Annotated in this window: 21 protein-coding genes and 2 pseudogenes; 8 read left to right on the top strand and 15 right to left on the bottom strand. The window is 36.9% G+C overall.

Going from position 1 to position 23,352, the window contains the following annotated elements; all coding sequences use genetic code 11:
* Nucleotides 1-15: 15 nt before the first annotated feature.
* Genes D7029_RS07055 through yceD form a run of 4 tightly spaced genes read right to left on the bottom strand, consistent with a single transcriptional unit; the run spans nt 16 to nt 2,745 of the window.
* Nucleotides 16-969 carry a beta-ketoacyl-ACP synthase III gene (locus D7029_RS07055; RefSeq protein ID WP_088493192.1) on the bottom strand — a complete coding sequence of 318 codons (954 nt, stop codon included), beginning with the start codon at nt 967-969 and terminating at the stop codon, nt 16-18.
* Between the two features lie 4 nt (nt 970-973).
* On the bottom strand, nt 974-2,011 hold the full coding sequence (plsX, locus tag D7029_RS07050) for a phosphate acyltransferase PlsX (protein WP_194952237.1): 1,038 nt from the start codon (nt 2,009-2,011) through the stop codon (nt 974-976).
* Nucleotides 2,012-2,035: 24 nt separating this feature from the next.
* Nucleotides 2,036-2,206, bottom strand: coding sequence for a 50S ribosomal protein L32 (rpmF, locus tag D7029_RS07045; RefSeq protein WP_006537252.1), 171 nt, complete (start codon nt 2,204-2,206; stop codon nt 2,036-2,038).
* Nucleotides 2,207-2,211: 5 nt separating this feature from the next.
* Complete coding sequence (gene yceD / locus D7029_RS07040; RefSeq protein WP_036937758.1) at nt 2,212-2,745, bottom strand: 23S rRNA accumulation protein YceD; 534 nt, start codon at nt 2,743-2,745, stop codon at nt 2,212-2,214.
* Between the two features lie 141 nt (nt 2,746-2,886).
* Here yceD and D7029_RS07035 point away from each other — a divergent pair, with 141 nt between their 5' ends.
* Nucleotides 2,887-3,486, top strand: a complete 600-nt coding sequence (locus D7029_RS07035; RefSeq protein ID WP_088493194.1) for a Maf family protein — start codon at nt 2,887-2,889, stop codon at nt 3,484-3,486.
* Between the two features lie 46 nt (nt 3,487-3,532).
* Complete coding sequence (locus tag D7029_RS07030; RefSeq protein WP_088493195.1) at nt 3,533-3,934, top strand: hypothetical protein; 402 nt, start codon at nt 3,533-3,535, stop codon at nt 3,932-3,934.
* Between the two features lie 104 nt (nt 3,935-4,038).
* On the opposite strand, the gene rluC is transcribed toward D7029_RS07030, so the two are convergent.
* Nucleotides 4,039-4,992 (bottom strand): 23S rRNA pseudouridine(955/2504/2580) synthase RluC, encoded by a 954-nt coding sequence (gene rluC / locus D7029_RS07025; RefSeq protein ID WP_088493196.1) that lies wholly within the window; start codon nt 4,990-4,992, stop codon nt 4,039-4,041.
* Nucleotides 4,993-5,523: 531 nt separating this feature from the next.
* Between rluC and rne the strand changes: the two genes are divergently transcribed.
* A complete protein-coding gene (gene rne / locus D7029_RS07020; RefSeq protein WP_194952236.1) occupies nt 5,524-8,973 on the top strand; it encodes a ribonuclease E in 3,450 nt (1,149 codons plus the stop codon).
* Nucleotides 8,974-9,151: 178 nt separating this feature from the next.
* On the opposite strand, the gene tmaR is transcribed toward rne, so the two are convergent.
* Complete coding sequence (gene tmaR / locus D7029_RS07015; RefSeq protein ID WP_036937771.1) at nt 9,152-9,490, bottom strand: PTS system regulator TmaR; 339 nt, start codon at nt 9,488-9,490, stop codon at nt 9,152-9,154.
* Nucleotides 9,491-9,746: 256 nt separating this feature from the next.
* A complete protein-coding gene (locus D7029_RS07010; RefSeq protein WP_194952235.1) occupies nt 9,747-11,009 on the bottom strand; it encodes an MFS transporter in 1,263 nt (420 codons plus the stop codon).
* A gap of 255 nt (nt 11,010-11,264) precedes the next feature.
* Between D7029_RS07010 and D7029_RS07005 the strand changes: the two genes are divergently transcribed.
* The 3 genes from D7029_RS07005 to sbcB all read left to right on the top strand — a co-directional run bounded on the left by D7029_RS07005 (nt 11,265) and on the right by sbcB (nt 13,865).
* Nucleotides 11,265-11,678: a VOC family protein gene (locus D7029_RS07005; RefSeq protein ID WP_194952234.1), complete on the top strand. Its 414-nt coding sequence runs from the start codon at nt 11,265-11,267 to the stop codon at nt 11,676-11,678.
* Between the two features lie 33 nt (nt 11,679-11,711).
* Nucleotides 11,712-12,323, top strand: coding sequence for a LysE family translocator (locus D7029_RS07000; protein WP_194952233.1), 612 nt, complete (start codon nt 11,712-11,714; stop codon nt 12,321-12,323).
* A 111-nt stretch (nt 12,324-12,434) separates the two neighbouring features.
* The gene (gene sbcB / locus D7029_RS06995; protein ID WP_194952232.1) at nt 12,435-13,865 is read left to right on the top strand and encodes an exodeoxyribonuclease I; all 1,431 of its coding nucleotides are present in this window, start codon (nt 12,435-12,437) and stop codon (nt 13,863-13,865) included.
* Nucleotides 13,866-13,932: 67 nt separating this feature from the next.
* Here sbcB and dld read toward each other — a convergent pair whose 3' ends face one another.
* Together dld and D7029_RS06985 are read right to left on the bottom strand one after the other, a co-directional pair.
* Nucleotides 13,933-15,693, bottom strand: a complete 1,761-nt coding sequence (gene dld, locus D7029_RS06990) for a D-lactate dehydrogenase (protein WP_194952231.1) — start codon at nt 15,691-15,693, stop codon at nt 13,933-13,935.
* A gap of 231 nt (nt 15,694-15,924) precedes the next feature.
* The gene (locus D7029_RS06985) at nt 15,925-16,812 is read right to left on the bottom strand and encodes a LysR family transcriptional regulator (protein WP_194952230.1); all 888 of its coding nucleotides are present in this window, start codon (nt 16,810-16,812) and stop codon (nt 15,925-15,927) included.
* Between the two features lie 148 nt (nt 16,813-16,960).
* On the opposite strand from D7029_RS06985, the gene D7029_RS06980 reads away from it, so the two are divergent.
* Nucleotides 16,961-18,610: an alpha-keto acid decarboxylase family protein gene (locus tag D7029_RS06980; protein ID WP_194952229.1), complete on the top strand. Its 1,650-nt coding sequence runs from the start codon at nt 16,961-16,963 to the stop codon at nt 18,608-18,610.
* 139 nt (nt 18,611-18,749) lie between these two features.
* On the opposite strand, the gene D7029_RS06975 is transcribed toward D7029_RS06980, so the two are convergent.
* From D7029_RS06975 to D7029_RS06955, 5 genes are all read right to left on the bottom strand, one after another.
* Complete coding sequence (locus D7029_RS06975) at nt 18,750-18,998, bottom strand: hypothetical protein (protein ID WP_194952228.1); 249 nt, start codon at nt 18,996-18,998, stop codon at nt 18,750-18,752.
* A 59-nt stretch (nt 18,999-19,057) separates the two neighbouring features.
* Nucleotides 19,058-19,267, bottom strand: coding sequence for a hemagglutinin repeat-containing protein (locus D7029_RS06970; protein WP_194952595.1), 210 nt, complete (start codon nt 19,265-19,267; stop codon nt 19,058-19,060).
* 183 nt (nt 19,268-19,450) lie between these two features.
* Entirely contained in the window at nt 19,451-20,086 is a 636-nt protein-coding gene (locus D7029_RS06965; RefSeq protein WP_201161573.1) for an SMI1/KNR4 family protein, read from the bottom strand.
* Nucleotides 20,087-20,533: 447 nt separating this feature from the next.
* Complete coding sequence (locus D7029_RS06960; protein ID WP_194952227.1) at nt 20,534-20,785, bottom strand: hypothetical protein; 252 nt, start codon at nt 20,783-20,785, stop codon at nt 20,534-20,536.
* Nucleotides 20,782-21,075 carry an adhesin gene (locus tag D7029_RS06955; RefSeq protein WP_228766743.1) on the bottom strand — a complete coding sequence of 98 codons (294 nt, stop codon included), beginning with the start codon at nt 21,073-21,075 and terminating at the stop codon, nt 20,782-20,784. The genes D7029_RS06960 and D7029_RS06955 overlap by 4 nt, the downstream gene beginning before the upstream one ends.
* A gap of 234 nt (nt 21,076-21,309) precedes the next feature.
* Between D7029_RS06955 and D7029_RS18890 the strand changes: the two are divergent.
* Nucleotides 21,310-21,696, top strand: a pseudogene (locus D7029_RS18890) (IS3 family transposase); the annotation flags it as partial.
* A gap of 74 nt (nt 21,697-21,770) precedes the next feature.
* On the opposite strand, the pseudogene D7029_RS06950 reads toward D7029_RS18890, so the two are convergent.
* Nucleotides 21,771-23,144, bottom strand: a pseudogene (locus D7029_RS06950) (ShlB/FhaC/HecB family hemolysin secretion/activation protein); the annotation flags it as partial.
* Between the last annotated feature and the right edge of the window lie 208 nt (nt 23,145-23,352).

The following is a 23,352-nucleotide window of genomic DNA, read 5'->3' as shown; positions in this document are numbered from 1 at the left end:
ATTTTCCTGATAATATTAAAAACGGATAAGTGCAGAACCCCAAGTAAAACCGCCACCAAACGCTTCGAGTAAGATTAACTGACCACGTTGAATGCGATTATCTCTTACAGCCTCATCTAATGCTGTTGGGACTGATGCTGCTGACGTATTGCCATGGCGATCTAATGTCACCACTACTTTATCCATTGTCATATCCAGCTTTTTCGCTGTCGCTGAAATAATTCTTAAATTTGCCTGATGAGGCACAAGCCAGTCCAGTTCAGATTTATCAATTTTGTTAGCTTCAAGTGTCTCATCCACAATGTGGGCAAGTTCACGAACTGCGACTTTAAATACTTCATTTCCTGCCATAGTAACGTAAGCAGGTAAATCGTCATTTTCTCTACTCTGATAAGGTAATGCTAATAGATCACCAAAACGTCCATCAGAATGTAAATGGGTAGAGATAATGCCTTCTTCTTCTGATGCACCAACAACCACAGCACCTGCTGCATCACCAAATAGAATAATCGTGCCACGATCTTCAGGATCTAAAGCGTGAGATAATCTGTCAGCACCAATAACCAGTGCTTTTTTAACAGAACCTGCTTTAATAAATTGATCCGCAATACTTAATGCATAAACAAAACCTGAACATGCAGCCGCAACATCAAAAGCAATACAGTCATTAATACCTAATGCATTTTGAATTTGGCAAGCCGCACTTGGGAATGCGTGTGAGCCAGATGTAGTTGCAACAATAATCAATCCAATGTCTTGCTTATCAATACCTGACATTTCTAATGCTTTTTCGCCAGCACCCGCACCCATCACGGCAACAGTTTCTTCTTCCGCTGCAATTCGACGTTCATGAATACCCGTTCTGGTAACAATCCACTCGTCAGATGTTTCAACCATTTTTTCTAAATCGGCATTAGTTCGCACTTGTACAGGCAAGTAACTACCAGTACCTAAGATTTTTGTATACATTCTATCAATCGCTCTTGGGTAATACTGTTGTCAGTCGTGAAGCAATTCGCTCTGGAATTTTTCGCTCAACGGCATGAACAGCCTGTTCTATTGCTGCTGTAAACGCGCTTTCATTTGCGCCACCATGGCTTTTAATGACGATACCGCGTAATCCTAACAGAGAAGCACCGTTATACTGGTCGGGGTTCATATGTCCAAAACGCTTAATTAGCCGTTTTTGTAACCACTTCTTCAATATTTTCATCCACCACGACGTTTTTTTGTTTTCGGTAGTAGAAGATTTAATCAATGAAAGGAAAACTCTGATAACCCCTTCCATCGTTTTAAGGGAGACATTACCTGCGAAGCCGTCACACACCAAAACATCAGTTTTGCCTGTCAGTAATTCATTACCTTCAACATAACCAATATAATTAATATTCGGTGTCGATTTTAATACCGTAGCAGCTTCGCGGATATTATCTAATCCTTTACTCTCTTCTTCACCAATATTTAAAAGCGCCACTTTCGGTGAATCAATCCCTGCTATCTCTTCGGCCATAACTGCGCCCATTACCGCAAACTGTACCAGCATTTTGCTATCACAATTAACGTTAGCGCCTAAATCCAGAACAACCGTCTTACCTTTTTTCTGATTAGGTAATACTGAAACCAGTGCAGGACGTTCAATTCCATCAATAGCATTAAGTCGAAGTTTTGCTAATCCCATCAATACGCCAGTATTCCCTGCACTTACACAAGCCTGTGCTTCCCCTGTTTTCACGAGATCAAGTGCCACTCGCATTGATGTGCCTTTACTTGCTCTAATAGCTTGTGAAGGTTTGGCATCATTGGCGACAATATGTTCTGCGGGTATAACTTGTAAACGGGAGATTAGCTCAGCATTTTGATTTGCAAGCAGAGGAGAGATAGAGTCTGGTTGACCTACCAGCAATATTTTTAAATGAGGATTAGATGCCAGCGCCCGCAAACAAGCAGGCACTGTGATGCGAGGACCGAAGTCCCCGCCCATCGCATCTAACGCTATGGTTAGATTTGTCAAGGTATCAACGAGCTATAAAGCTAATTACTTGTTGATAACCTTGCGGCCACGGTAGTAACCGTCAGCAGTTACATGGTGACGCAGGTGAGTTTCACCAGAAGTTTTGTCAACAGAAACCTGAGTTACTGTCAGCGCGTCATGAGAGCGACGCATACCACGTTTAGAACGAGTTGGTTTGTTTTGTTGTACGGCCATTGACCTTACTCCTTAGTACTTTTCTTTAAACTGGCTAATACGGCAAATGGATTTGGTTTCTCTGATAATTCTTCAGGGAGTTCACCAAACACCATATCCGCGTCGGACACTTCACAGTGTTCAAAATCATGTACCGGAACTACCGGCAAGTTGAGGATTATTTCATCTTCAATCATCGCCAGCAAATCTATTTCACCAAATTCGTTTACATCGACTGGTTCATATTCTTCCGGTAATGCCTCGGCCCGTTCATCACTGACAACAGGGCTAAAACAATATGTTGCGTGAACATGATACGGAAAATGGCCACCACAACGCTGACATTCTAAAGTCACATCCACATCGGAATGTCCTTTAATCACGGCAAGACGTTGATGGTCAATATCAAATGATAAAGCCACATCAATATTACTGTCCACACTGACCACCGATTCAGCTAAGCGGCTTACTTGCTCTGGAGAATAATGACCGTCATAGTCTAAATTCTTTTGAGCTGCTCGCAGCGCATCAATGGTCAGGGGTAATTTTACCTTTTGCATAAGGCGCGCATATTATCTTTGTAATGGAATATAGTCAAAGAAAAAGGCGGGTTATCTACACCTTTCCACCAAAATTCGCTTTATCAGCGGCGCATAGTTTAGAATGTCAGGCATCATTTTGCTACGGATTTTAAAAAAAATATGTTGCCACTCGTTCTTGCGTCTACTTCACCCTTTCGAGCTCAGTTGCTGAAAAAGCTTGGAATGCCCTTTATACAGGCATCTCCAGAGATTGACGAAACCCCGATGCCCACAGAGTGTGCTCAAGATCTTGTCAGTCGCTTATCCTATGAAAAAGCCAGCGCTTTACAAGTAAAATTTCCACATCATCTTATAATTGGTTCTGATCAAGTTTGTGTGCTTAATAAAAAGATCACAGGGAAACCCCATAATTTTGATAATGCCTTCGCACAATTAAAACAAGCTTCAGGGCAATGTATCTCGTTCTACACCGGATTAACTGTATATAATAGCCTAACTTTAGAACATCAAACGCATTGTGAATTATTTCAAGTTTACTTTCGTCATTTAACTGATGAAGAAATTATCAGTTATTTAAATAAAGAAATGCCTTTCAATTGCGCAGGAAGTTTTAAATCTGAGGGACTAGGTATTACTCTATTTGATAAACTTGTTGGTGATGATCCAAATTCTTTAATTGGTTTACCACTTATCCGATTGAATAAAATGTTACTCTCGCAAAGAATAAACCCATTATTTTTCTCTGATGATCAAAAATAAATCTGATCATCTTATTTTTTAATCTTATGTAGCGATAAAGCGTATTATGAATAAATTAGCATCAGTCTTAACAGCTTTAGTGGTGGCAACAGCATTAGTGGGTTGTTCTGATGAAAAAGATACTGAAATTTCAACAACGAAAACAACTACCACCGCAAATACTATCCAAGACAGTGTAATTTCAGACAAAAAAGAGGACAATACATCCTTATTTAAAAAGAACTTTGTCAGTAGTTGCATATTAGGCTCTGGTATTACTGATGATGCGCTAATTCCTCAAATTGCCGAAGTGTGTGAATGCACTTACGACAACATTATTAAAAATTACGGAATAACAGAATTTATCCGTGTAGATATGGAAATGCGCAAAAACGGTTCAAAATCACTGCCTAAAGAGTGGGATATTGATAAAATTGTTGAGCAATGCATGACAAAAGTGGAAGGTTAGTCCTATTTTCTATTCACTTTCTTTGTGATTTAAGAAAAACAATACGCCCAGCTAACTGGGCGCATTGGATATTCGGATTTTCTGTTGAAATGAAAATTTCAGACTTAAGATTTTTGACTACGTAATACTTGTAAACAATGGCGTAACTGATTATCCATTGGTGCTTCAATTCGCATTTGTTCACCCGTTGAAGGATGAGTAAATGTCAAAGAACTTGCATGTAAAAATAGACGCTTAAGTTTTGTTCCTACCAATTGAGCATCAAAGTCACGATCACCATAGCGATCATCAAATGCAATAGGATGACCTGCATGTAATGTATGCACACGAATTTGGTGTGTTCTTCCTGTCACAGGGCTTGCTTTCACAAGTGTGGCAAATTCAAAACGCTCTTCAACCTTAAAACGAGTCTCTGAAGGTTTTCCCTCATTACTCACTTTAACCACACGTTCACCACTTTGAAGAATATTTTTCAATAACGGAGCCTGAACAACTTTAGTATGAGATTGCCACTGACCACGCACTAAGGCTAAATAATCTTTTTGCATCTGTTTTAAGCGCAATTGCTCATGCAACGCACGCAACGCTGAACGTTTCTTTGCAATTAATAAAACACCCGATGTATCTCTATCAAGACGATGTACAAGCTCTAAAAAACGTGCTTCTGGACGCAAAGCGCGTAAACCTTCAATTACACCAAAGCTTAACCCACTTCCCCCATGCACTGCGGTTCCTGAGGGTTTATTGATGAGCATTAAGTGGTCATCTTCATATAAAATACAATCTGCCAATGCCGAGACTTTATCAAGTTTTGGTGATACAGCGATCTCTTCTTTTTCCGATACCCGCACAGGAGGAATACGAATGCTGTCGCCCGCATTGATTTTGTATTCAGGTTTAATTCGCCCTTTGTTAACTCGAACTTCTCCTTTTCGGATAATTCGGTAAATCATACTTTTTGGTACACCTTTCAAGCGTGCCAGTAAAAAATTATCGATACGCTGGCCTGCTTCATCGCCATCAATGGTGACGAACTGAACTTGATTAAATGATTTCATAGTGGCGATTCTTTGGCTCTCTTAAAATAAAAATTACAAACAACTTTATGGTGCACAAAATAACATCAATTCTGTCGTCTATTTTAACCTGAATAATGGGAAAAAGACGAAACATTAGCTAATCTCTCATATTTATACAGAAAAAGTCACCAAAGCAGAAAAGTCATCTTGCTATAACCCTAACACCAATGGAATAATGCAGACTCTCCTGATTATGTTTATCAGGTATATTTATGAAAATTTTGTTTGTTTGATTTTCAAAATGCAGCAATGGCGTAAGACATAGTCGAAAATCAAACAATTTAGTATGCCACAAATACATCGCTTATTGAGTTGAAACATTGTGTTCAATTAAAGAGTGCTGAATTTTTGAACTAAAAATCAGACTCACCGACATATTGCACCTCTATACAATCGACAACCGTGAGGTTGACGCATTTGTAAAAGACACGAGGTCATCGGTTATCAATAGTGTAATTACGTATGTTAGTGGCACATTATAAAACGTGAAAATAACGAGTAAGTCACAATATGAAAAGAATGTTAATTAACGCAACTCAGCAGGAAGAGTTGCGTGTTGCCCTTGTCGATGGGCAACGTTTGTACGATCTGGATATCGAAAGCCCCGGTCATGAACAGAAAAAAGCGAATATCTATAAAGGTAAAATCACTCGAATTGAACCCAGCTTAGAAGCCGCTTTTGTTGATTATGGTGCGGAACGCCACGGTTTCCTTCCTATTAAAGAAATAGCCCGCGAATACTTTCCTAGTAATTATCACTCCCATGGTCGTCCTAACATCAAAGATGTCTTAAAAGAAGGCCAGGAAGTTATTGTTCAAGTTGATAAAGAAGAGCGTGGTAATAAAGGTGCAGCGTTAACCACTTTTATCAGCCTTGCCGGAAGTTATTTGGTATTAATGCCAAATAATCCTCGTGCAGGTGGTATTTCTCGCCGTATTGAAGGTGAAGATCGTACTGAACTTAAAGAAGCTTTATCAAGCCTAGAAATCCCAGATGGCATGGGTCTGATTGTACGTACAGCCGGTGTTGGTAAATCTGCTGAAGCACTGCAACAAGACTTAAGTTATCGTCTAAGACACTGGGATGCTATTAAGAAAGCGGCAGAGAATCGCCCTGCACCCTTCTTAATCCATCAGGAAAGTAACGTAATCGTTCGCGCATTCCGCGACTACTTACGTCCTGATATTGGTGAAATCTTAATTGATAATGCAAAAGTCGTTGAAATGGCACGTAGCCATATTGAAGCGATTGGCCGTGGTGATTTTGCTAGCAAAATTCGCCATTACACTGGCGCCGTTCCTCTATTTAGCCATTACCAGATTGAATCACAGATTGAATCTGCGTTTCAGCGTGAAGTTCGCCTTCCTTCTGGTGGCGCTTTAGTTATTGATACAACTGAAGCATTAACAGCGATTGATATCAACTCCTCACGCTCAACCCGCGGTGGTGATATCGAAGAAACTGCATTTAATACTAACTTAGAAGCGGCTGACGAAATTGCACGCCAATTACGTTTACGTGACTTGGGTGGTTTAATTGTTATCGACTTTATCGACATGACGCCTGTGCGCCATCAACGTGAAGTTGAAAACAGAATGCGTGAAGCTGTTCGCCAAGATCGTGCTCGCATTCAAATTGGACGTATCTCTCGTTTTGGTTTATTAGAGATGTCTCGCCAACGTTTAAGCCCTTCATTAGGTGAATCTAGCCATCACGTTTGCCCGCGTTGCTTAGGCACCGGTACTATTCGTGACAATGAATCACTGTCACTTTCTGTGTTACGTCTTATCGAAGAAGAAGCACTTAAAGAGAATACTCATGAAGTGCATGCGATTGTCCCTGTTCAAATCGCCTCTTATTTGCTTAACGAAAAACGTAAAGCAGTGACTGACATCGAGTTACGTCAATCTAATGTCAAAGTGGTTATTGTTCCTAATGACCAAATGCAAACCCCTCATTTCTCTGTTATTCGTGTACGTAAAGGCGAAGAGATCACCTCTCTGAGCTACAACTTAGCGCAATTCCATGAAAGCCAGTTAAATGAAGCTGAAGACGATGTTGTTACAGAGCGTAAAGCGCCTGAACAACCTGCTATTTCAGCCTTTGGGTTACAAGAAGAACCTGTTGCTGAAACAGTAAAAAACAAAAAGGCACCTCAACCTCAAGCTAAACCTGCTACAACAGAACAAGCTCAAGGTGCTGGTTTCTTTGCTTCTATTGCAAAATTCTTCTCTAACTTATTTGGTAGTGAACCAGAGCCTGCGGTAACACAAGAAAAACCACAGGAAAACAAGAAAGAGAATAACGACAACCGTCGTGATCGTCGCAATAACAATAATCGACGTAACAATAATAATCGCCGTGACCGTGATAACGATCGTAATCGTGACAACGCAAATAGCGAAGACAATCGCAAGAATCGCAATCAAAAACCACAAACGACTCCAACAACTGAAGTTAGTAGTGAACAAGAGATTGCAGAACGCGAAGCCCGTCGCCAACAGCGTCGTGAACAACGTGCTGAACAACGTCGTCGTCAAGAAGAAAAACGTCAACAGCAACAAGAAGCAGCTAAAGCTCAAGCGGCTCTTTCTGAAAATGATGCAGTTGCAAAAGATAGTGCTGATGAGAAGAAAGAAGAACCTCGTCGCCCTGCTATGCAACGCCGTAATCGTCGTCAATTAACACAATCTGTACGTGTTACAGACAACGATAATGCATTAGCCGTTGTACCTGTTACGACCGAAAAAGCGGTTTCTGAACCACCTGTTGCAACTACGCAAACTAAAGTTGCCCCAACTGAAAAACCAGCACCTAAAGCAGTCGCTGTTGCGAAAGTTGAAGCAAATGAAGCTCAAGTTGTAAAAGCATTACCTGATGCAACTAAATCACAAGATGACAATAAAAACGAAGATAATAACGGGCAAGATAATGTTATGCCACGTCGTTCTCGCCGTTCACCTCGTCATTTACGTGTAAGTGGTCAACGTCGCCGTCGTTATCGTGATGAGCGCACCTTAACAGTATCACCAATGCCTCTGGCAATGGCGGTTGCTTCTCCTGAACTGGCTTCAGGTAAAGTCTTTATTCGCTACCCAATCACACCAGTAAGTGATGCACCGTTTATTGAGAATAATGCCGAAAACAACAGTGATGTTTCTGTTGGAAACCACATTATTACTCATAAAGATCCGCAAATGGTAGCTATTGCACCAGCGGTTTCAGAAGCTATTGTTGCTGATATTGCACAGACAGAAACCACTGAATCAACTTATTCTGTCACAGTTAGCACTGAATCAACCACAGAAGCTGTCGCTGAAATTGTTGCAGTAGAGCCACAAACTGTGCCTGTTGAAGCTGACGTTATCAGTGATGTAATCAATGAAGTGAATACAGAAGAGCATGTTACTCGTAAAGAGAATATTTCAGCGGTATTGAATACCACTGAAGCTTACATGCATGAAACTTCACAACAAACTGAAACAAATATCGCGCCAGAAGAAGTTGCACAAGATACGGTTGTAGCAGTAGAAAGTGAAACGTCAACACTTGAACCTCAACCTGTTGAAACAGTAGTTGCAACTGAAGAAACTGTTGAACAACACAAAGAAGTTGTTGTTGAAACTGTTGCAGCCCCTGTCGTTGAAGCTGTCGTTGAAGCTATCGTTGAAAATCAGCCAGCAGAAAACGCAGCCCCTGTTGTGGAAGTTGAAGCAGTAACAGAGAGCAAACCAACTGAAGTCGTTATTCGTCAAGAGCCTGTTGTAGTTGCACGCCAACTACATGCAAGTTCACCAATGACAAAAGCGCCAGCCGCTGATGAAACGCCTGAGGCAATTGAAATCAAAGCATGGGAAGCACGCCCTGCTTTTGATAAGAAAGGCCGCTCAGGTGCCGGTGGACATTGTTCTACTAACCACGCTTCTTCAGAAATGACGAAAGCTGAAAGCCAAAGCTGATAATCAGGTGTTATTAAGAATATCTTGATAATACTTCTAAATTGAGAACCCACTTTTTAGTGGGTTCTTTTTTTGGTAACTGCTAACCAATTAACTGCGTATTTATAAAGCCAAAAATAAGATAAAAAAAAGCCCCTGAATATTCAATTCAGAGGCATTTAATTTCTTAGCGAAACAATCAGTCTTTTAGATCAGGCAGGTTTTTAATTTCACCCATCGCTTTTAACTGCTTAGATAATTCACGGCGCTCTTTAGACAGATCGGCATTTTTAATAATGTAATCGTCAACACGATCGTCATAGTCACTGCGCATATTAGCAATAATGCCCAGTACATCTTCAATCGACATACCTGGTTTAATATATTCACTTAAGTTGTCTAACAAAAGAACACGTTTTTGGTTATCACGGATCTTTTTCTCATTGTCAGTGATCTCACGACGGATTTTGTTCTTACGACGATACATACGCACAAACTCCAGTACGTTTTGGAAAGACGGCTTGTTTGCGTTATCCATTTCCTACACCTTTACAATTGATATTTAAGATAAATAGTTCTGTTTAAGATTATCGCTTAATCGTGTCAATAAACAAGCAAAGTTTACAAATTTAATTGATTTTGCTTAATTAACAATTGATTAGGATGATATGCATTAATAAATATAGTCAACATTCTTTAACCCGTAAATGTTCACTTAATTAATGATAAAAAAATGGCTACACATTTTCACTGGTAGCCAAAATCGACACTACAAAAGATAAATTAATGAGCGATTAAATAGGTTGTGCTTTGTTTTGATCTTCATGTTGTAGACCATCAAGTGGTAATAATGCTTTCGCATCTGAACGTAAAAACATAGCAGAAAGAAGTGTTGTTCCTATCACCATACATCCCATCACCATATAGGTTGGTGCAAAACCATAATGATCATAACCATAACCAGCTAATGGAGATAATAATGTTGCAACAATAGAACTCACACATTGGAAACCGACTAAATAAAGTGTTGAAGATAAACGTTTATCAAAGTGTTGACTGTTATATTTAAAAATTGAAATCAATAAAATCGGTAACTCAACAGCATGTAATAACTTCATACAAGAGATCAAAACAGGCCCTTCAACTAATCCTGAGCCAATAATACGTGCAGCCATAACACTGCTTGCTAGTAATAAACCATTTTTAGCACCTATTCTATTTACAAGGAAAGGTGCGATAAACATACCACCAGCTTCTAAGAATACCTGCAATGAATTCAGATATCCGTACATCTCATTCCCCTGCTGTAAGGTCGCAAATTGTGATGAGAAAAAGACTGGAAACTGTTGGTCATAAACGCCATAAATACAGGTGCCAATAACAAATAGAATAAGTGCCCAAAAACGAGGTAATGAAAGTAAATTCAGTGCGTCTTTGAGGGTAATCGCTGATGTTTTTCCATGCTCTAATTGATTAAATGCATCTGATTTATCGGTTTTTAATAGTGCTAAAAGAATTAAGAACACAACACCAGAAATAGAAGCCATCACAAAATTGTAATTAGGATCGATATTTATATTGTGTCCAGCAATAAATGTTGCTGATGCCCAACCTAACGATCCCCACATTCTCGCCCTACCGTATTCAAAGCCACGAATACGACTAACACGCTCTGTATATGACTCTAATACGCCAATACCCGCATTAAATGTCATACCAACATATAAGCCCCCTAAAATGGAGCCAACAAAAATATTCCAACGTAGTATTGATGCGAAACCTAGAAAAAATGGCCCAGAAAGAATAAGTAATACTGCGATCACTAATAACAAATTCTTTCTTAACCCTAATTTATCTTGAATAAAGCCATATAAAGGTTGAGCACATAACGCAATCAGAGAAATTGCAGAGAATATTAATCCAGTATCAGTCGCTTTTAATCCTACATACTGATTTAACCAAATAGAAACTAATGAAAATGATGAAGACCAGGTAAAAAAGAAGAAAAATAACAGCGCACTTAAGATCGCATAGTATTTTTTTGAGTCTTTATTCATTGGTTAAGCGCCTTATTAAAGTCATTCCACCCTTAAATGTTAACGTTAACTTTTAAGTTAACAAACAATTTTATCGCTTTATTGTGATATAAAGCACATAAGTTAACGTTAACAATTTGAGTTATGTGTTCTAGATCTACTTTTATCTTTTATTACCATGATTCACAGTAAAAAGCACAAATAGGTATCATATAATCCATTTCAGTTAGTTTCCTTTGCTAAAATAGCTGTATCTTTCATCATTCACTTAAAGCCATGCTAACTGATTTAAACCACCTAACACTCGCAGTCAATAATGTGAATAAAAGCTTTGCCTTTTATACTGAGATATTAGGTTTTAAGCCTTTTGCTTTATGGGATAACGGCGCTTACCTACAACTGGGCTCCTTATGGTTATGTTTATCTCACGATAAACGCCATATTACTGAAGACAGTGATTACACCCATTATGCTTTCAGTTTATCTGCAAATAATTTTGAAACCTTTAAACAACATCTTCTGTCTTATGGCATTACTGCATGGAAAGAAAATAAAAGCGAAGGTGATTCATTCTATTTTTACGATCCTGACCATCATAAGCTTGAAGTCCATGTGGGTGATTTAAAAAGTCGCTTAAAAGCTTGTCGTCAACATCCCTACTCTGGTATGCAATTTTTCGACGAAGATTAAAAGAGTATAAGGACTAATAGCTAAGATAATACTATGGATATACTGGGTTTTATTATTACCTTACTGCCTATCATTATCTCTCCGGGTGCAAGTTTTACAATTGCTTTAGATAACACCCTGACCTATGGTGTAAAAGGGTTATTAATCACGATTGTAGGCACCGCATTAGGCATTATTACTCACGGGATTTTGGTAGGATTGGGAATAACCAAACTCTTAGTTTCGTCCCCTTCTGCTTTTATGGTGTTAACCATCCTTGGTAACTTGTATCTAATTTATCTTGGAATTTCACTGATATACTCAGGATTAAAAGCGGCTAAAAACACTACTATTATTCATCAAAAAGCCTCTATTAAAACCGCTTATATTGCTAATGTGCTTAACCCTAAAGCAATTATGTTATACCTCGTGGTTGTTTCCAGCTATGCCGGGGCAACACCAACATTAGTTAATTATCTTGCCTTATCTTCTATTCATATTTTAATGATGAGCATCTGGTTGATTGCTTGCTGTGGTTTTATTCTATTGTCATCTCAAAAAATTAATATTGTTACCATGAAAAAAGTAATCAATATTAGTGGCGGTACACTCCTACTTATCCTTACTGCGACACCCTATATTAAACACTACATAAGTGTGCTTTGATCTGACATTTCACGTTTACCGCGTTATGGTTTACCATAGTCTTAATTAAACCCAATACAACTCATTGAGTAATGATTTAAAAAATCATCAATAAATTTACGGTAGGAAACCTTGTCTAATTCAGCGAAAACGCCCACATTTTATGTCCATGACTACGAAACCTTTGGCACTAACCCAGCCTTAGATCGCCCAGCTCAATTTGCAGGTATAAGAACTGATATGGATTTCAATATTATTGAAGATCCTCTCGTTATTTATTGCAAACCTAATGATGATTATCTACCTCATCCAGAAGCCGTGATGATCACGGGAATAACACCACAGATTGCGGCAAAAAATGGGGTCATTGAAGCTGAATTTACTCGTCAAATTCATCAAGCTTTCAGCCAACCTAATAGTTGTATTATGGGTTATAACAACCTTCGTTTTGATGATGAAGTCACTCGTAATATCCTTTATCGTAATTTTTATGATCCTTATGCTTATAGCTGGCAAAAAGGAAATTCGCGTTGGGATTTACTTGATGTTTTACGTGCCTGTTATGCGCTGCGCCCTGAAGGTATTGTTTGGCCTGAAAATGAAGACGGCTTTCCAAGTTTCCGTTTAGAGTTATTAACCAAAGCCAATGGCATTTCTCATGAAAATGCCCATGATGCAATGTCTGATGTTTATGCCACTATTGCGATGGCAAAAAAATTAAAGCAAGCTCAACCACGTATGTTTGATTATTTCTTTAATTTACGTGATAAACGCAAAGTGCAGGCGCTAATTGATATTCCCTCAATGACACCGATTGTGCATGTTTCAGGTATGTTTGGTGCCGCGCGTTCTAATTTAAGTCTTGTTGCCCCATTAGCATGGCATCCTGATAATCGTAATGCGGTTATTGTTTGTGACTTAGCCGCAGATATATCTCCTTTATTAACTCTCGATTCAGATCAATTACGTGAGCGTTTATATACACCACGTAGTGAATTGTCAGTTGATGAGCCACCAGTTCCAATTAAATTACTGCATATTAATAAATGCCCAATTGTGGCACCGCAAAATACATTGAGACAGCAAGATGCCGATAGAATTGGTTTAGATGTTGATGCTTGTTTAAAAAACCAAGCGATCTTGTTTTCTCATCCTGAAATACGTAATAAAGTCGTGGAAATATTTGCTCAACAAACGCCTTTTGCTGTATCCGATAATGTTGATTCACAAATTTATAATGGTTTTTTCAGTGAAAATGATCGTAGTGCGATGGAGATCATTCGCTCAACACAACCTCAGAATTTACCGGCTTTAGATTTAACGTTTGAGGATGCGAGAATGGAACCTCTGTTTTTCCGTTATCGCGCAAGAAATTACCCTTCAACGCTTAATTATGATGAACAACAACGTTGGTTGGCGCATAGAAAAGAGATGTTAACGCCAGAAAAACTAACCGAGTATATTAATACCATTCAGTTATTAGCTGAAGAGCACGCCGATAACGAGGAAAAATTAAAACAGCTACAAGAGCTTTATTTATATGCTCAAGAGATTGCGAGTTAATTGATAAAATAAAAGGCAGGTTCTATCCTGCCTTTTATTTTAATTTAATAAACGCGATAGAAAACTATTATTCTTTATTCTCTGCATTCGCATCATGATGAGTACGTCCACAACCACACTCTTCACCCCAATATTTTAATTTTGAGGTTTTACCAATACCTGGGTTCATACTATTGGTTGGATCGTTATGTTTATAGAATGCTTTTAATTGAGGCTTAGCATAATACATATGACCCACATTATGCTCTGCGGGATATTCTGCTCCACGTTGATCTAATAATGCCAGCATTTCTGCTTTTAATGCCTTAGCATCAACGCCTTTTTTAATAATGTAATCTTGGTGCATAACATGACACATAAAATGCCCACAATAGAGTTTATAAAGTAATTTACTCTCTATTTCAGGTGGTAATTTTTCAAACCAGTCTTTGTCATTACGGCGCAATGCAATATCTAATGGCAACACATCTTCTACATCATTAATATGAACGGCATGATAACGCACAGCAGCACCTGCGGCGGCAAAACGATGCAAGAAGGCTTTATTTCCTTCTTCTTCAGTACATTCAAAATAATCGCCTGATGCTGTTTTAAAGTATTCTTTTAAATAAGTGGCAGCTTCTTCAATGCCACCATCTGCCATTCTTAACATAAGATGATGTTCATATTTATCACGAAAATCTGTCATACGCTCTGGTAAATGAGCAGGCCATAGTTTGCTCATAAATTGCATGGTTCTATCTACCATGTTTTTAGGTAAAAAAGGCACTTTATTTAATACCGCATCTACTCGCCCTTTTACGGCAAATAATATTGGCATTTTATCTGTGCCTAATTTATCAATTACCAGGAACGTATCTTTTCCATACACTTCAGCCATTTTATAATAGCTTCTGTGCATATATTCCCCAGCAACAGGTAGCTTTTTAAAATGACTTAAAATATGACGACGAATATCTTCAAGCTCGTCCGGATTATTAGTACCAATATAAAAAACCTGAGTGCGATGATCTGCGGGGAAAGTATCTAGTCTCACCGCAAATACAGATAATTTTCCTGCGCTTCCGGCGGCTTCATATAAACGGCGTTCATCATTATTAAAACGAGAGGGTGTATTAGCATCAACATCACGTATACGCTCATGATATTCATGATCAGAAGCTAATTTTTCTGTCGTTTGGATCTGTTTCTCATGATAATGACGATTATCCAAATTAGTTAATATTTCTTCTGGCGTTTCGCCTAAATCAATACCTAAGTGGTTAACTAATTCAGCTTCCCCTTTTTCATTAACACGAGCATAAAGTGATAATTCGGTATAAGCAGGTCCACGACGAACTAAAGCACCACCTGAGTTATTACAAATTCCCCCTATTACCGATGCACCAATACAAGATGATCCAATAACAGAATGAGGCTCACGACCTAATGGCTTTAATACTTTTTCTAAATGCCATAACGTACTGCCAGGAAAAGCGATAACTTGATTATGCTCTGAGAGAACCTGTATTTTATCTTGACGTAATGTACTAATAATCACGATATCTCTATCATAATCATCACCATTAGGTGTCGAGCCTTCTGTTAATCCAGTATTCGCCGCTTGCATAATAATAATTTTATCGGCTTCAACACAGGTTTTAAAAACTCGCCATTGTTCTAATAAATTAGCGGGAAAGACAACGGCTAATGCCTTACCTTGTCCTGAACGAAAACCTTTACGATAACGTTCTGTTTTATGTGCTTGTGTTAGTACCTGCTTTTTACCAACAATACCTTCAAGTTTTCGAATAAAATGTTGATTTACAGAACTATTACTCTCATTCATTTTCCCTATCCTATTCCTGTCATGTCTGATTAATCTTTTATTTGCCCATTTTTATTATTACTCATAAGACTATGTGCAAAATATAAACTTATCATTTATGTAACTACTTTTATACAGCTATCCGCATTTCTTAAAAAATAACATTTATTTATTTTTAATCATTTTATTATTTAAAGATAATTTCGATATTTATTTCTCAAATAGAATATAAATAAGCCTCATTTTAATATTTTATTCTATTATTAGCTTTTCTCTTGCTAGTTGTTCCCACGCTTGGCAACTACGACTTTTATAGCTATTTTTATTATTTGCTAGTGCTATTTGATATGACAACGTAGGCTCTACCACAGGAACAACAACTAAATCATCAATGGGATTTTTATTGCACATGCTGTTAGGTAGAAGCGTTACTCCTACACCTGCTTTTACCATTGCAATAATTAAATCTAAATGGTTACTACGCCCTGCAATAATAGGTGTTGTATTGTAAATACCACATGCACTATAAATTAAATCATTGATACGAAAATCTTCAGAAAAGAAAATAAAAGGCTCATTAATCAACTCGTTAAAATGAACTTCCTTTTTTGTAGCCAAAGGATGGGATGGCGACATTAATAGCATTAAGCTTTCTTCTGAAAAAGGTGTTAATTCAAAAGTATCTTCATTAAAAGGCAATACAACCGCGGCCGTTTCAACTCTTCCTTCTCTCATGGCATCAGCCATTTGCTTAGTGCCTAGTTCAAATATTTTTAGTTCAACCTGAGGATGAAGAGAGCTGAATGCCATAATAATATCAGCAAAATACGTCGAGGCTATTACAGGAGGTAATCCAACATTTAATATCCCTGTTAATGGTCCAGACTTATCCTGTAATGCTTTATTCATATTATTAAATTGCGCAAGTATCTGTTCTGCATGCTCAAACAGTATTGCACCATCATCCGTTAGTCTGACACCATCAACTTCTCTCACTAATAAAGTAACACCTAACTCATCTTCTAATTTTTTAATACTACGACTAATCGCAGGTTGAGTGATAAATAGCGCATCAGCGGCTCGACTAAAACCATTTAATTGAACAACCTCAACAAAATAGCGCAATGTACGAATATCCATTAGCAATGCTTACCCTATTACATTTAGTTATACCCTCAATGATAATAAACCATTTCATATCAAATAATATCCGCGATAAAACATTAAGCATAATGTAAAAGCATTTTTCTGTTTTTACAGACTATTATTCGGATTTTCTGGAGATAATATGAATAAGACTGTCGTTGAATATATGTTAAACCGCTTATATGACTTAGGAATAAGTGATATTTTTGGTGTTGCGGGTGATTATGCTTTCCCCATAGAAGATACTATTTGTAATAGCAACCATATGCGTTGGATTGGTAATTGCAACGAATTAAATGCAGCTTACGCTGCTGATGGTTATGCCCGAATTAAAGGTATGGCTGCGTTATCGACAACATTTGGTGTTGGTGAATTAAGTGCGATTAATGCTATTGCCGGCTCTTATGCAGAAAACTTACCTATCTTTCATTTAGTTGGTATGCCAGCAAGTGGTGTACAAAAAAGTAAGCGTCTGGTTCATCACACATTAGGTAATGGTGATTTTGATGTTTTTTATCAATTAGGCCAACGTCTCGCTTGTGCTCACACAATATTAACACCTGAAAATTGTATTCCAGAAATGGAACGCTTAATTGCGACTGCATTAAAAGAGCGTCGTCCTGTTTATATTGGCTTACCTTCTGATTATGCCACTATGCAAGTGATAGAACATTCACCTGTTACCACACCCAAAAAACCAATAAGCGATCAAGAAATACTAGAAAAAGTGGTATCACGCATTATTGAAAAGCTTACACACAGCAATAATATCTGTGTATTACCAGGTATTTTATCCTCACGTTTAGGGTTATCAGATAATGTCCAATCTTTTATTAATAAGACTGGCTTACCTTATGCCACTATGTTTATGGATAAAAGTATTTTAAGTGAATCGCATCCCCAATATGTTGGTATGTATGATGGCAAATTAATGACACCTGAAGTCAGAGAATTTGTAGAAAATAGTGAGTACGTATTGGGAATTGGTGCAATGATGACTGACTTCAATACCGGAAGTTTCACTGCCAATATTAAACCAAAACAATTTATCAACATCATGCCTGAATATGTTGAGATTGATTCCGTTATCTATACATCCATTTATATGGAAGACGTGCTCTCAGCACTAACTCAAAGATTACCGAATAGAACTTATCATCAGATAAAAGCCAAAGGATTAGGTGAAGCTGTATTATCTGATAACGGTAAAATTACTGCTCAGTATCTCTATCCTTATTTAGAAAAGTTCTTTAAACCTAACGACATTATTATTGCTGAAACAGGTACATCATCAATGGGATTAGGCTTCGCTCTATTACCTGAAGGCGCACAGTTCCATAATCAAACATTATGGGGCTCTATTGGTTGGGCAACACCTGCATCATTTGGTGCTGCACTTGCAGCGCCTAACAAACGAGTTATTTTAATTACAGGTGAAGGCTCGCATCAATTAACCGTACAAGAGATTAGCCAATTTGTTCGTTTTGGATTAAAACCAATCATCCTTGTTTTAAATAACGATGGTTACTTAATTGAACGATTATTGTGTGATTACCCTGAAGCTTATTATAACGATCTTGCTCAATGGAATTATCATCAATTACCTAAAGCATTTGGTGCAAGAGATTGGCATTGTGAGAAAGTCACAACAATAGATGAATTAAATAAAGCGCTTGAAGTCGCAGGATCCTCAGAAAATGCCTCTTATATCGAAATAGTAACAGAGCGATATGAAGCTTCTGAATTAGCACAAAAATTAAAAGAGTCTAAAGATTCGCTTTATTCTTTTTAAGTTATAGTATGATTTAAATAATAAAACCTAGCCAATGTTTATTTAACTTAGGCTAGGTTTTTGATAGCGTTCTTTGAGTCTTGCCAGAGATTTATCTATTCTTTTCAGCCAAATAAAATCAACTGTCACTTTGAATTTTTTAATAACTAAAAATACTGTAATAGCCATTCTTATTTCTCGGATAGTGGTTAAATACTTGAGATTCTTCCCACATATAGTCACAGAGATGGTCAAGCAATAGCTCTACATTTTTAATACGTAACAAATTTATTAGTACATCACTAAAACAGTTATTTACCATAACCGCAATTTTTCCATTTTTATCCATTGCAAACCAAGTATAAATAGTACCAAAATCAGGTTCCCAATTTTCATTTAAAACACTCACTATTCCTTTCCTTTAGCCAAGTAACTCTGCAATTGTCGCAAGTGGAGTCTTTCTGAGCATTAAGATCCGCAATCTTGAGCTGCATTTAGCGTCGTATTGGTGTAATAGGTGTGATCGCCCTCTTCAAATCCCTTACCTCGACTACCATTCGCATTAATGTTAACGCCAACACCATCAGAGCCCACCGTCACACCAACGCCAACAGAAGCAATTTTACTTTCGTTTTTGCTGTCTGTTGTTTCTTGGTTTTGTGCTGATTGTAATGTGATTTCTCGCGTTGTATCTGGTGATTGTGATAGACCAAAATCATAACTGCAATTTCGCTGAGAGAACTCAGATTTACACTGAAATTCAGTTCATTCTCCCAGTCGAATAACTATTTATTCAACTGGTGGAGAAAGAATAGATCAACCCAAAAGGCTTCTGTGTGAAACTGGAATTACTATCTATAACTAGTTTCTCGTATCAATAGAAATTCCCGTACCATCTGGAATATTTCTAATTTGTAATGCAATACTCGCTCTAGACTTCATCGCATCTATAGAATTTGATAGATATAGATTTTCTAATGCATATTCCCCTCCTAAAACAAATGGGACCTTAGGAATTAGCCTATGCATTGATGGAATTTTTCCATAAATATTCTGCCATTGATTAGCTAATGAATACCCAGTTAAAAAATTATAATCATCTAAAATTGCTTTACTCCACTCCTCAAAGCTTCCTGCCAACTCACTAAATGAACCTGTCTCTGGATCAAAAACTTGAATCAGATCATCTTTGATACAGAACTGATTTCCAAAAATATCTTCTGCAAAAAAGAATGCTTCTTGCGCCATATCTTTATATGCAGAAATCCACAATCTATTATTATTCCAATCAATTACACCGACTTCTTTACCTATACTTTCATATGGAAATAAGTGTAATGCTGATTCAAATCCATAAAAACCGTTCTTTTTTTCTAGCAAAAAAACTAGTTGGTCTATTAATGATTGCCCATAATTTGATTCAATATTTTTTTTCAATTGATTAGGTGAGATGTCATCACTGCAAATTGATAATAATTTGTCTATAAAAAATCCCATTCTTATTTTCCTCTATCTTTTTCTTGTTTATCGCTATCACTCACTGTCCATGTACCTTGTTATACCGCAGATTGGATAGTGTTTTTCACGCTACAGCTATGGTTTTATACTCTCTATAGCGAATTTTTGATATTTATAAACTATCTAAAGTTAACGAATATTAAATAGCATAACAATCCAAACGACTGTTCCAACACTGCTACCAATGAAGTCACCTAGTTTGATAGAATTCATCCAATCTAATTGATTTATGCATTGATCTGTTAAAAACCATTCTCCTGATAAAGATAAAAAAAGAAAAAGAAAAAGAAAAAGAAAAAGAAACCATATATAAAAATCATAAAAAATAATGAATATATTGAGAGTTTCATTAATAATTACTCCAATTGATATATCTGTACTATATTTTTTAAATATACACTTATGCAACTGTAAAGATTATTTAAATTATCTTTTTTTCATTTCCGATAATTGAATAATAAAAATACTAATACCAATAATAATTCCACCTCCTATACTCATCCTTAATAATCGCTCTACTTTATAATCTTCAAATGATATTGACATTGGAATATCTAAATAAAAATAAGAAAAAACAAATAGAAAAAAGTCAAAAATGATCCCTATCAGAAATAAACCTCCCCCTCCTACAATGGAATATAAAATAATCATAAAAATAAAAAGTAACACTTTTTTCATTTTTCTTCTCTTTTATCTATTAATTCTTGTAATTTAGATGCACCATATTCAGCCGAGAAACTACCACTCATATTACTTACTCCAGAAGAAATTTTACTTTCGGATACTTCCTGCATAATATAAGACTTTCCCTTAACCTCTGACTCTGAATATTTTCTCAACACTTCATTAAATCTGGGATTATTACCTTTTGTTATTATTTTACCAACCCAATTAGTTACAGGTTTTACTATAAAATTACCTAATCCATACCCCATTAATGCTCCACCTCCTGTCGTGATTGCCCCCATTGCTGGAAGAGGTGATTCTGAATATCACGCCCAGTAACGTTATCGTTGGTTTCTGAAAAGGCTTGATAGAGATTGTCATAAACGGTGTCTAATCAAAAAATACTGATTTACCTGTTTTATTAAAAAACGTGAAAATAAATAAAAAAGATCCTAGCCTAAATTAGGATCTTTTTTAGATATTTGACCCATCCTAAATAAGGTTGACACTTTTCCAATCTGAAATTGGAGAGTGTAATGAAACCAATCACTAAACGAACTCAACGCGATTATTCTCTCGCTTTTAAATTACAGCTTGTTGACCAAGTTGAAAAAGGCGAATTAACCTATAAACAAGCTCAAGATCACTATGGTATACAAGGATGCTCTACTGTTTTAGTTTGGCTTCGTAAGCATGGTAGGTTAGATTGGTCAAACGGTACCCCTGATACTTTTTATAGAGGTTCAGCTATGACCCAATCTTCTGAACAACAAACGCCGGAACAACGCATTAAGATCCTTGAAAAGGAACTTGAAGAAGCTCGGCTTAAATCCGATTTTTTCGAAGCTGTGGTTAAAGTCATGGATAGAGACTTTGGAGTTCGTTTGTCAAAAAAGCACAAAGCCGAGTTATTAAAGAAAAAACGGTTAAAAACCTCACTGAGTGTTCTTTCACCATCAAATCCACGAATAGTCCAACGATTACCAATTGCAAATTGGTCAATGGGTGTTAATGCATCGTGAGTCATTTGTTTGCGATAGCTTGCTTGGTATTTAAATTGCTGTTGGGCAATAGATATTGGAATATCTAATTCAGCTCGCCACGTTAAAATATTCGCTTTATCTGTTGCATAGTAATTATCAAGATACTTTTCTTCGTAAGCCGCCATTGAACCAAACCAGCGAGTGCCTTTTTGGTAATTTATACTACCGTCCAAAGTCCCAAAGCTAAAATATTGACGATGCGAGAGATTCACTAGCCAATGACTCACTCGTCGGCGTTGTATTTCAATTTCGGTATTATCAATATAATTTCGCAATACTTTAGCTTGAACACCATAACGTAATGTTGTTTTACTATTTTGATTACGAAAGAGAATGTATGACACACCTGCATTAACGCTATCACTTTCTCCTGAATAGAGAATATCTTTAATATGACCTGCTACAGTCTGAGAGTAATCATATTTCGAGGCGTTAATATCGAATAACCAATAGCCAAAAGGCACTGAATAATGCGCCATAATATTTTGATTATTCTTACTACCAACAAAGTCTAAATCACGTTCTGTTGATAAATAGAACAAATCACTCAGCGCTAAAGGATTATCTAGTGCTAACATTAAACCACCTTGATAACGCCCTGTTGCAGGTGATCCGGCATCATTTATCCACAATGAAGTATGCCAGAAACGAGATTGTTTTCGCTTTATCACAATGTCGCTTTCACCTGCATTTTCACCTGGCTTTATTTCCATTTCTGCACTAACAACTGGTAATCGTTGCAGATTTTCTAACCCTTGTTCAATATCTCGTAAATCGAGCAGTTGTTTTTTATGTGCAGGCATACTGGTATACAGCAAGGCGTATTTATCAGAGTCATCAGTAAACTTAACATGGCGAATAATGCCGGGAACTATTGTTAGATATAAAGTTCCGCGACTAATATCTTGTTCAGGTACAACAATACGCGTGGTGATCCACCCATGCATTAATAACCTATTTTGCATACGAGTCACTAAAGCGTTTATTCCTTTTACCCCCAAACATTGTCCTATAAATTCAGTTTTAAAAAGAGGTAAATTAACCCAATGAGGAATAACTTCAGCATTTGTTATTTCAATGTGTTCTATTTGGAAGCAAAGCTTTTCTTCTGTTTTATTCTCTGTTTCTTCATATTTGCTAATATCAAAATATATATTAGGTATTTCAGGTGTTAATTGTTGATAAAGTGCTTCTTGTTGGCTTTGATTATGCTGTTGTTGCTGATTAAAGATTTCCGTCGCTTTTTCAGAAGCATCTGCTGAAGATATGGGAGTATTAAAGAGCGTAAAAAACACCCATAAATTTAAAAAGAGTATAATTTTTTTCATATTGTACAATAAATAGAGTGTGTGATTTTAATTGTATTTAGGATACATCTAATCTTTAACATTATTGATATTAAAGTATATAAAGTAAATATCAAAAAATGAATAACAAATAAAACACCATAACTTTGACAATATAAAGATTAAAAAAATCAACTTATGTTAAAAAATTAGCTTTATGTAATCACAAAAATTACTTAATAAATTAATT

This window comes from Proteus vulgaris (assembly GCF_016647575.1).
GTDB lineage: Bacteria > Pseudomonadota > Gammaproteobacteria > Enterobacterales > Enterobacteriaceae > Proteus > Proteus mirabilis_B.
The sequence above is the reverse complement of the archived record's forward strand: the minus strand, read 5'-3'. Positions and strand labels throughout refer to the sequence as shown.

Excerpts from the sequence above, each read along its gene's own strand:
- D7029_RS07000 (WP_194952233.1), top strand. The coding sequence starts at position 11,712 with ATGGATATACTGGGTTTTATTATTACCTTACTGCCTATCATTATCTCT.
- D7029_RS06955 (WP_228766743.1), bottom strand. The coding sequence starts at position 21,075 with ATGGGGGCAATCACGACAGGAGGTGGAGCATTAATGGGGTATGGATTA.
- dld (WP_194952231.1), bottom strand. The coding sequence starts at position 15,693 with ATGAATGAGAGTAATAGTTCTGTAAATCAACATTTTATTCGAAAACTT.
- D7029_RS07055 (WP_088493192.1), bottom strand. The coding sequence starts at position 969 with ATGTATACAAAAATCTTAGGTACTGGTAGTTACTTGCCTGTACAAGTG.
- rluC (WP_088493196.1), bottom strand. The coding sequence starts at position 4,992 with ATGAAATCATTTAATCAAGTTCAGTTCGTCACCATTGATGGCGATGAA.
- tmaR (WP_036937771.1), bottom strand. The coding sequence starts at position 9,490 with ATGGATAACGCAAACAAGCCGTCTTTCCAAAACGTACTGGAGTTTGTG.
- D7029_RS06960 (WP_194952227.1), bottom strand. The coding sequence starts at position 20,785 with ATGAAAAAAGTGTTACTTTTTATTTTTATGATTATTTTATATTCCATT.
- D7029_RS07035 (WP_088493194.1), top strand. The coding sequence starts at position 2,887 with ATGTTGCCACTCGTTCTTGCGTCTACTTCACCCTTTCGAGCTCAGTTG.
- D7029_RS07030 (WP_088493195.1), top strand. The coding sequence starts at position 3,533 with ATGAATAAATTAGCATCAGTCTTAACAGCTTTAGTGGTGGCAACAGCA.
- yceD (WP_036937758.1), bottom strand. The coding sequence starts at position 2,745 with ATGCAAAAGGTAAAATTACCCCTGACCATTGATGCGCTGCGAGCAGCT.
- D7029_RS06980 (WP_194952229.1), top strand. The coding sequence starts at position 16,961 with ATGAATAAGACTGTCGTTGAATATATGTTAAACCGCTTATATGACTTA.
- D7029_RS07005 (WP_194952234.1), top strand. The coding sequence starts at position 11,265 with ATGCTAACTGATTTAAACCACCTAACACTCGCAGTCAATAATGTGAAT.
- D7029_RS06965 (WP_201161573.1), bottom strand. The coding sequence starts at position 20,086 with ATGGGATTTTTTATAGACAAATTATTATCAATTTGCAGTGATGACATC.
- D7029_RS06985 (WP_194952230.1), bottom strand. The coding sequence starts at position 16,812 with ATGGATATTCGTACATTGCGCTATTTTGTTGAGGTTGTTCAATTAAAT.
- rpmF (WP_006537252.1), bottom strand. The coding sequence starts at position 2,206 with ATGGCCGTACAACAAAACAAACCAACTCGTTCTAAACGTGGTATGCGT.
- D7029_RS07010 (WP_194952235.1), bottom strand. The coding sequence starts at position 11,009 with ATGAATAAAGACTCAAAAAAATACTATGCGATCTTAAGTGCGCTGTTA.
- rne (WP_194952236.1), top strand. The coding sequence starts at position 5,524 with ATGAAAAGAATGTTAATTAACGCAACTCAGCAGGAAGAGTTGCGTGTT.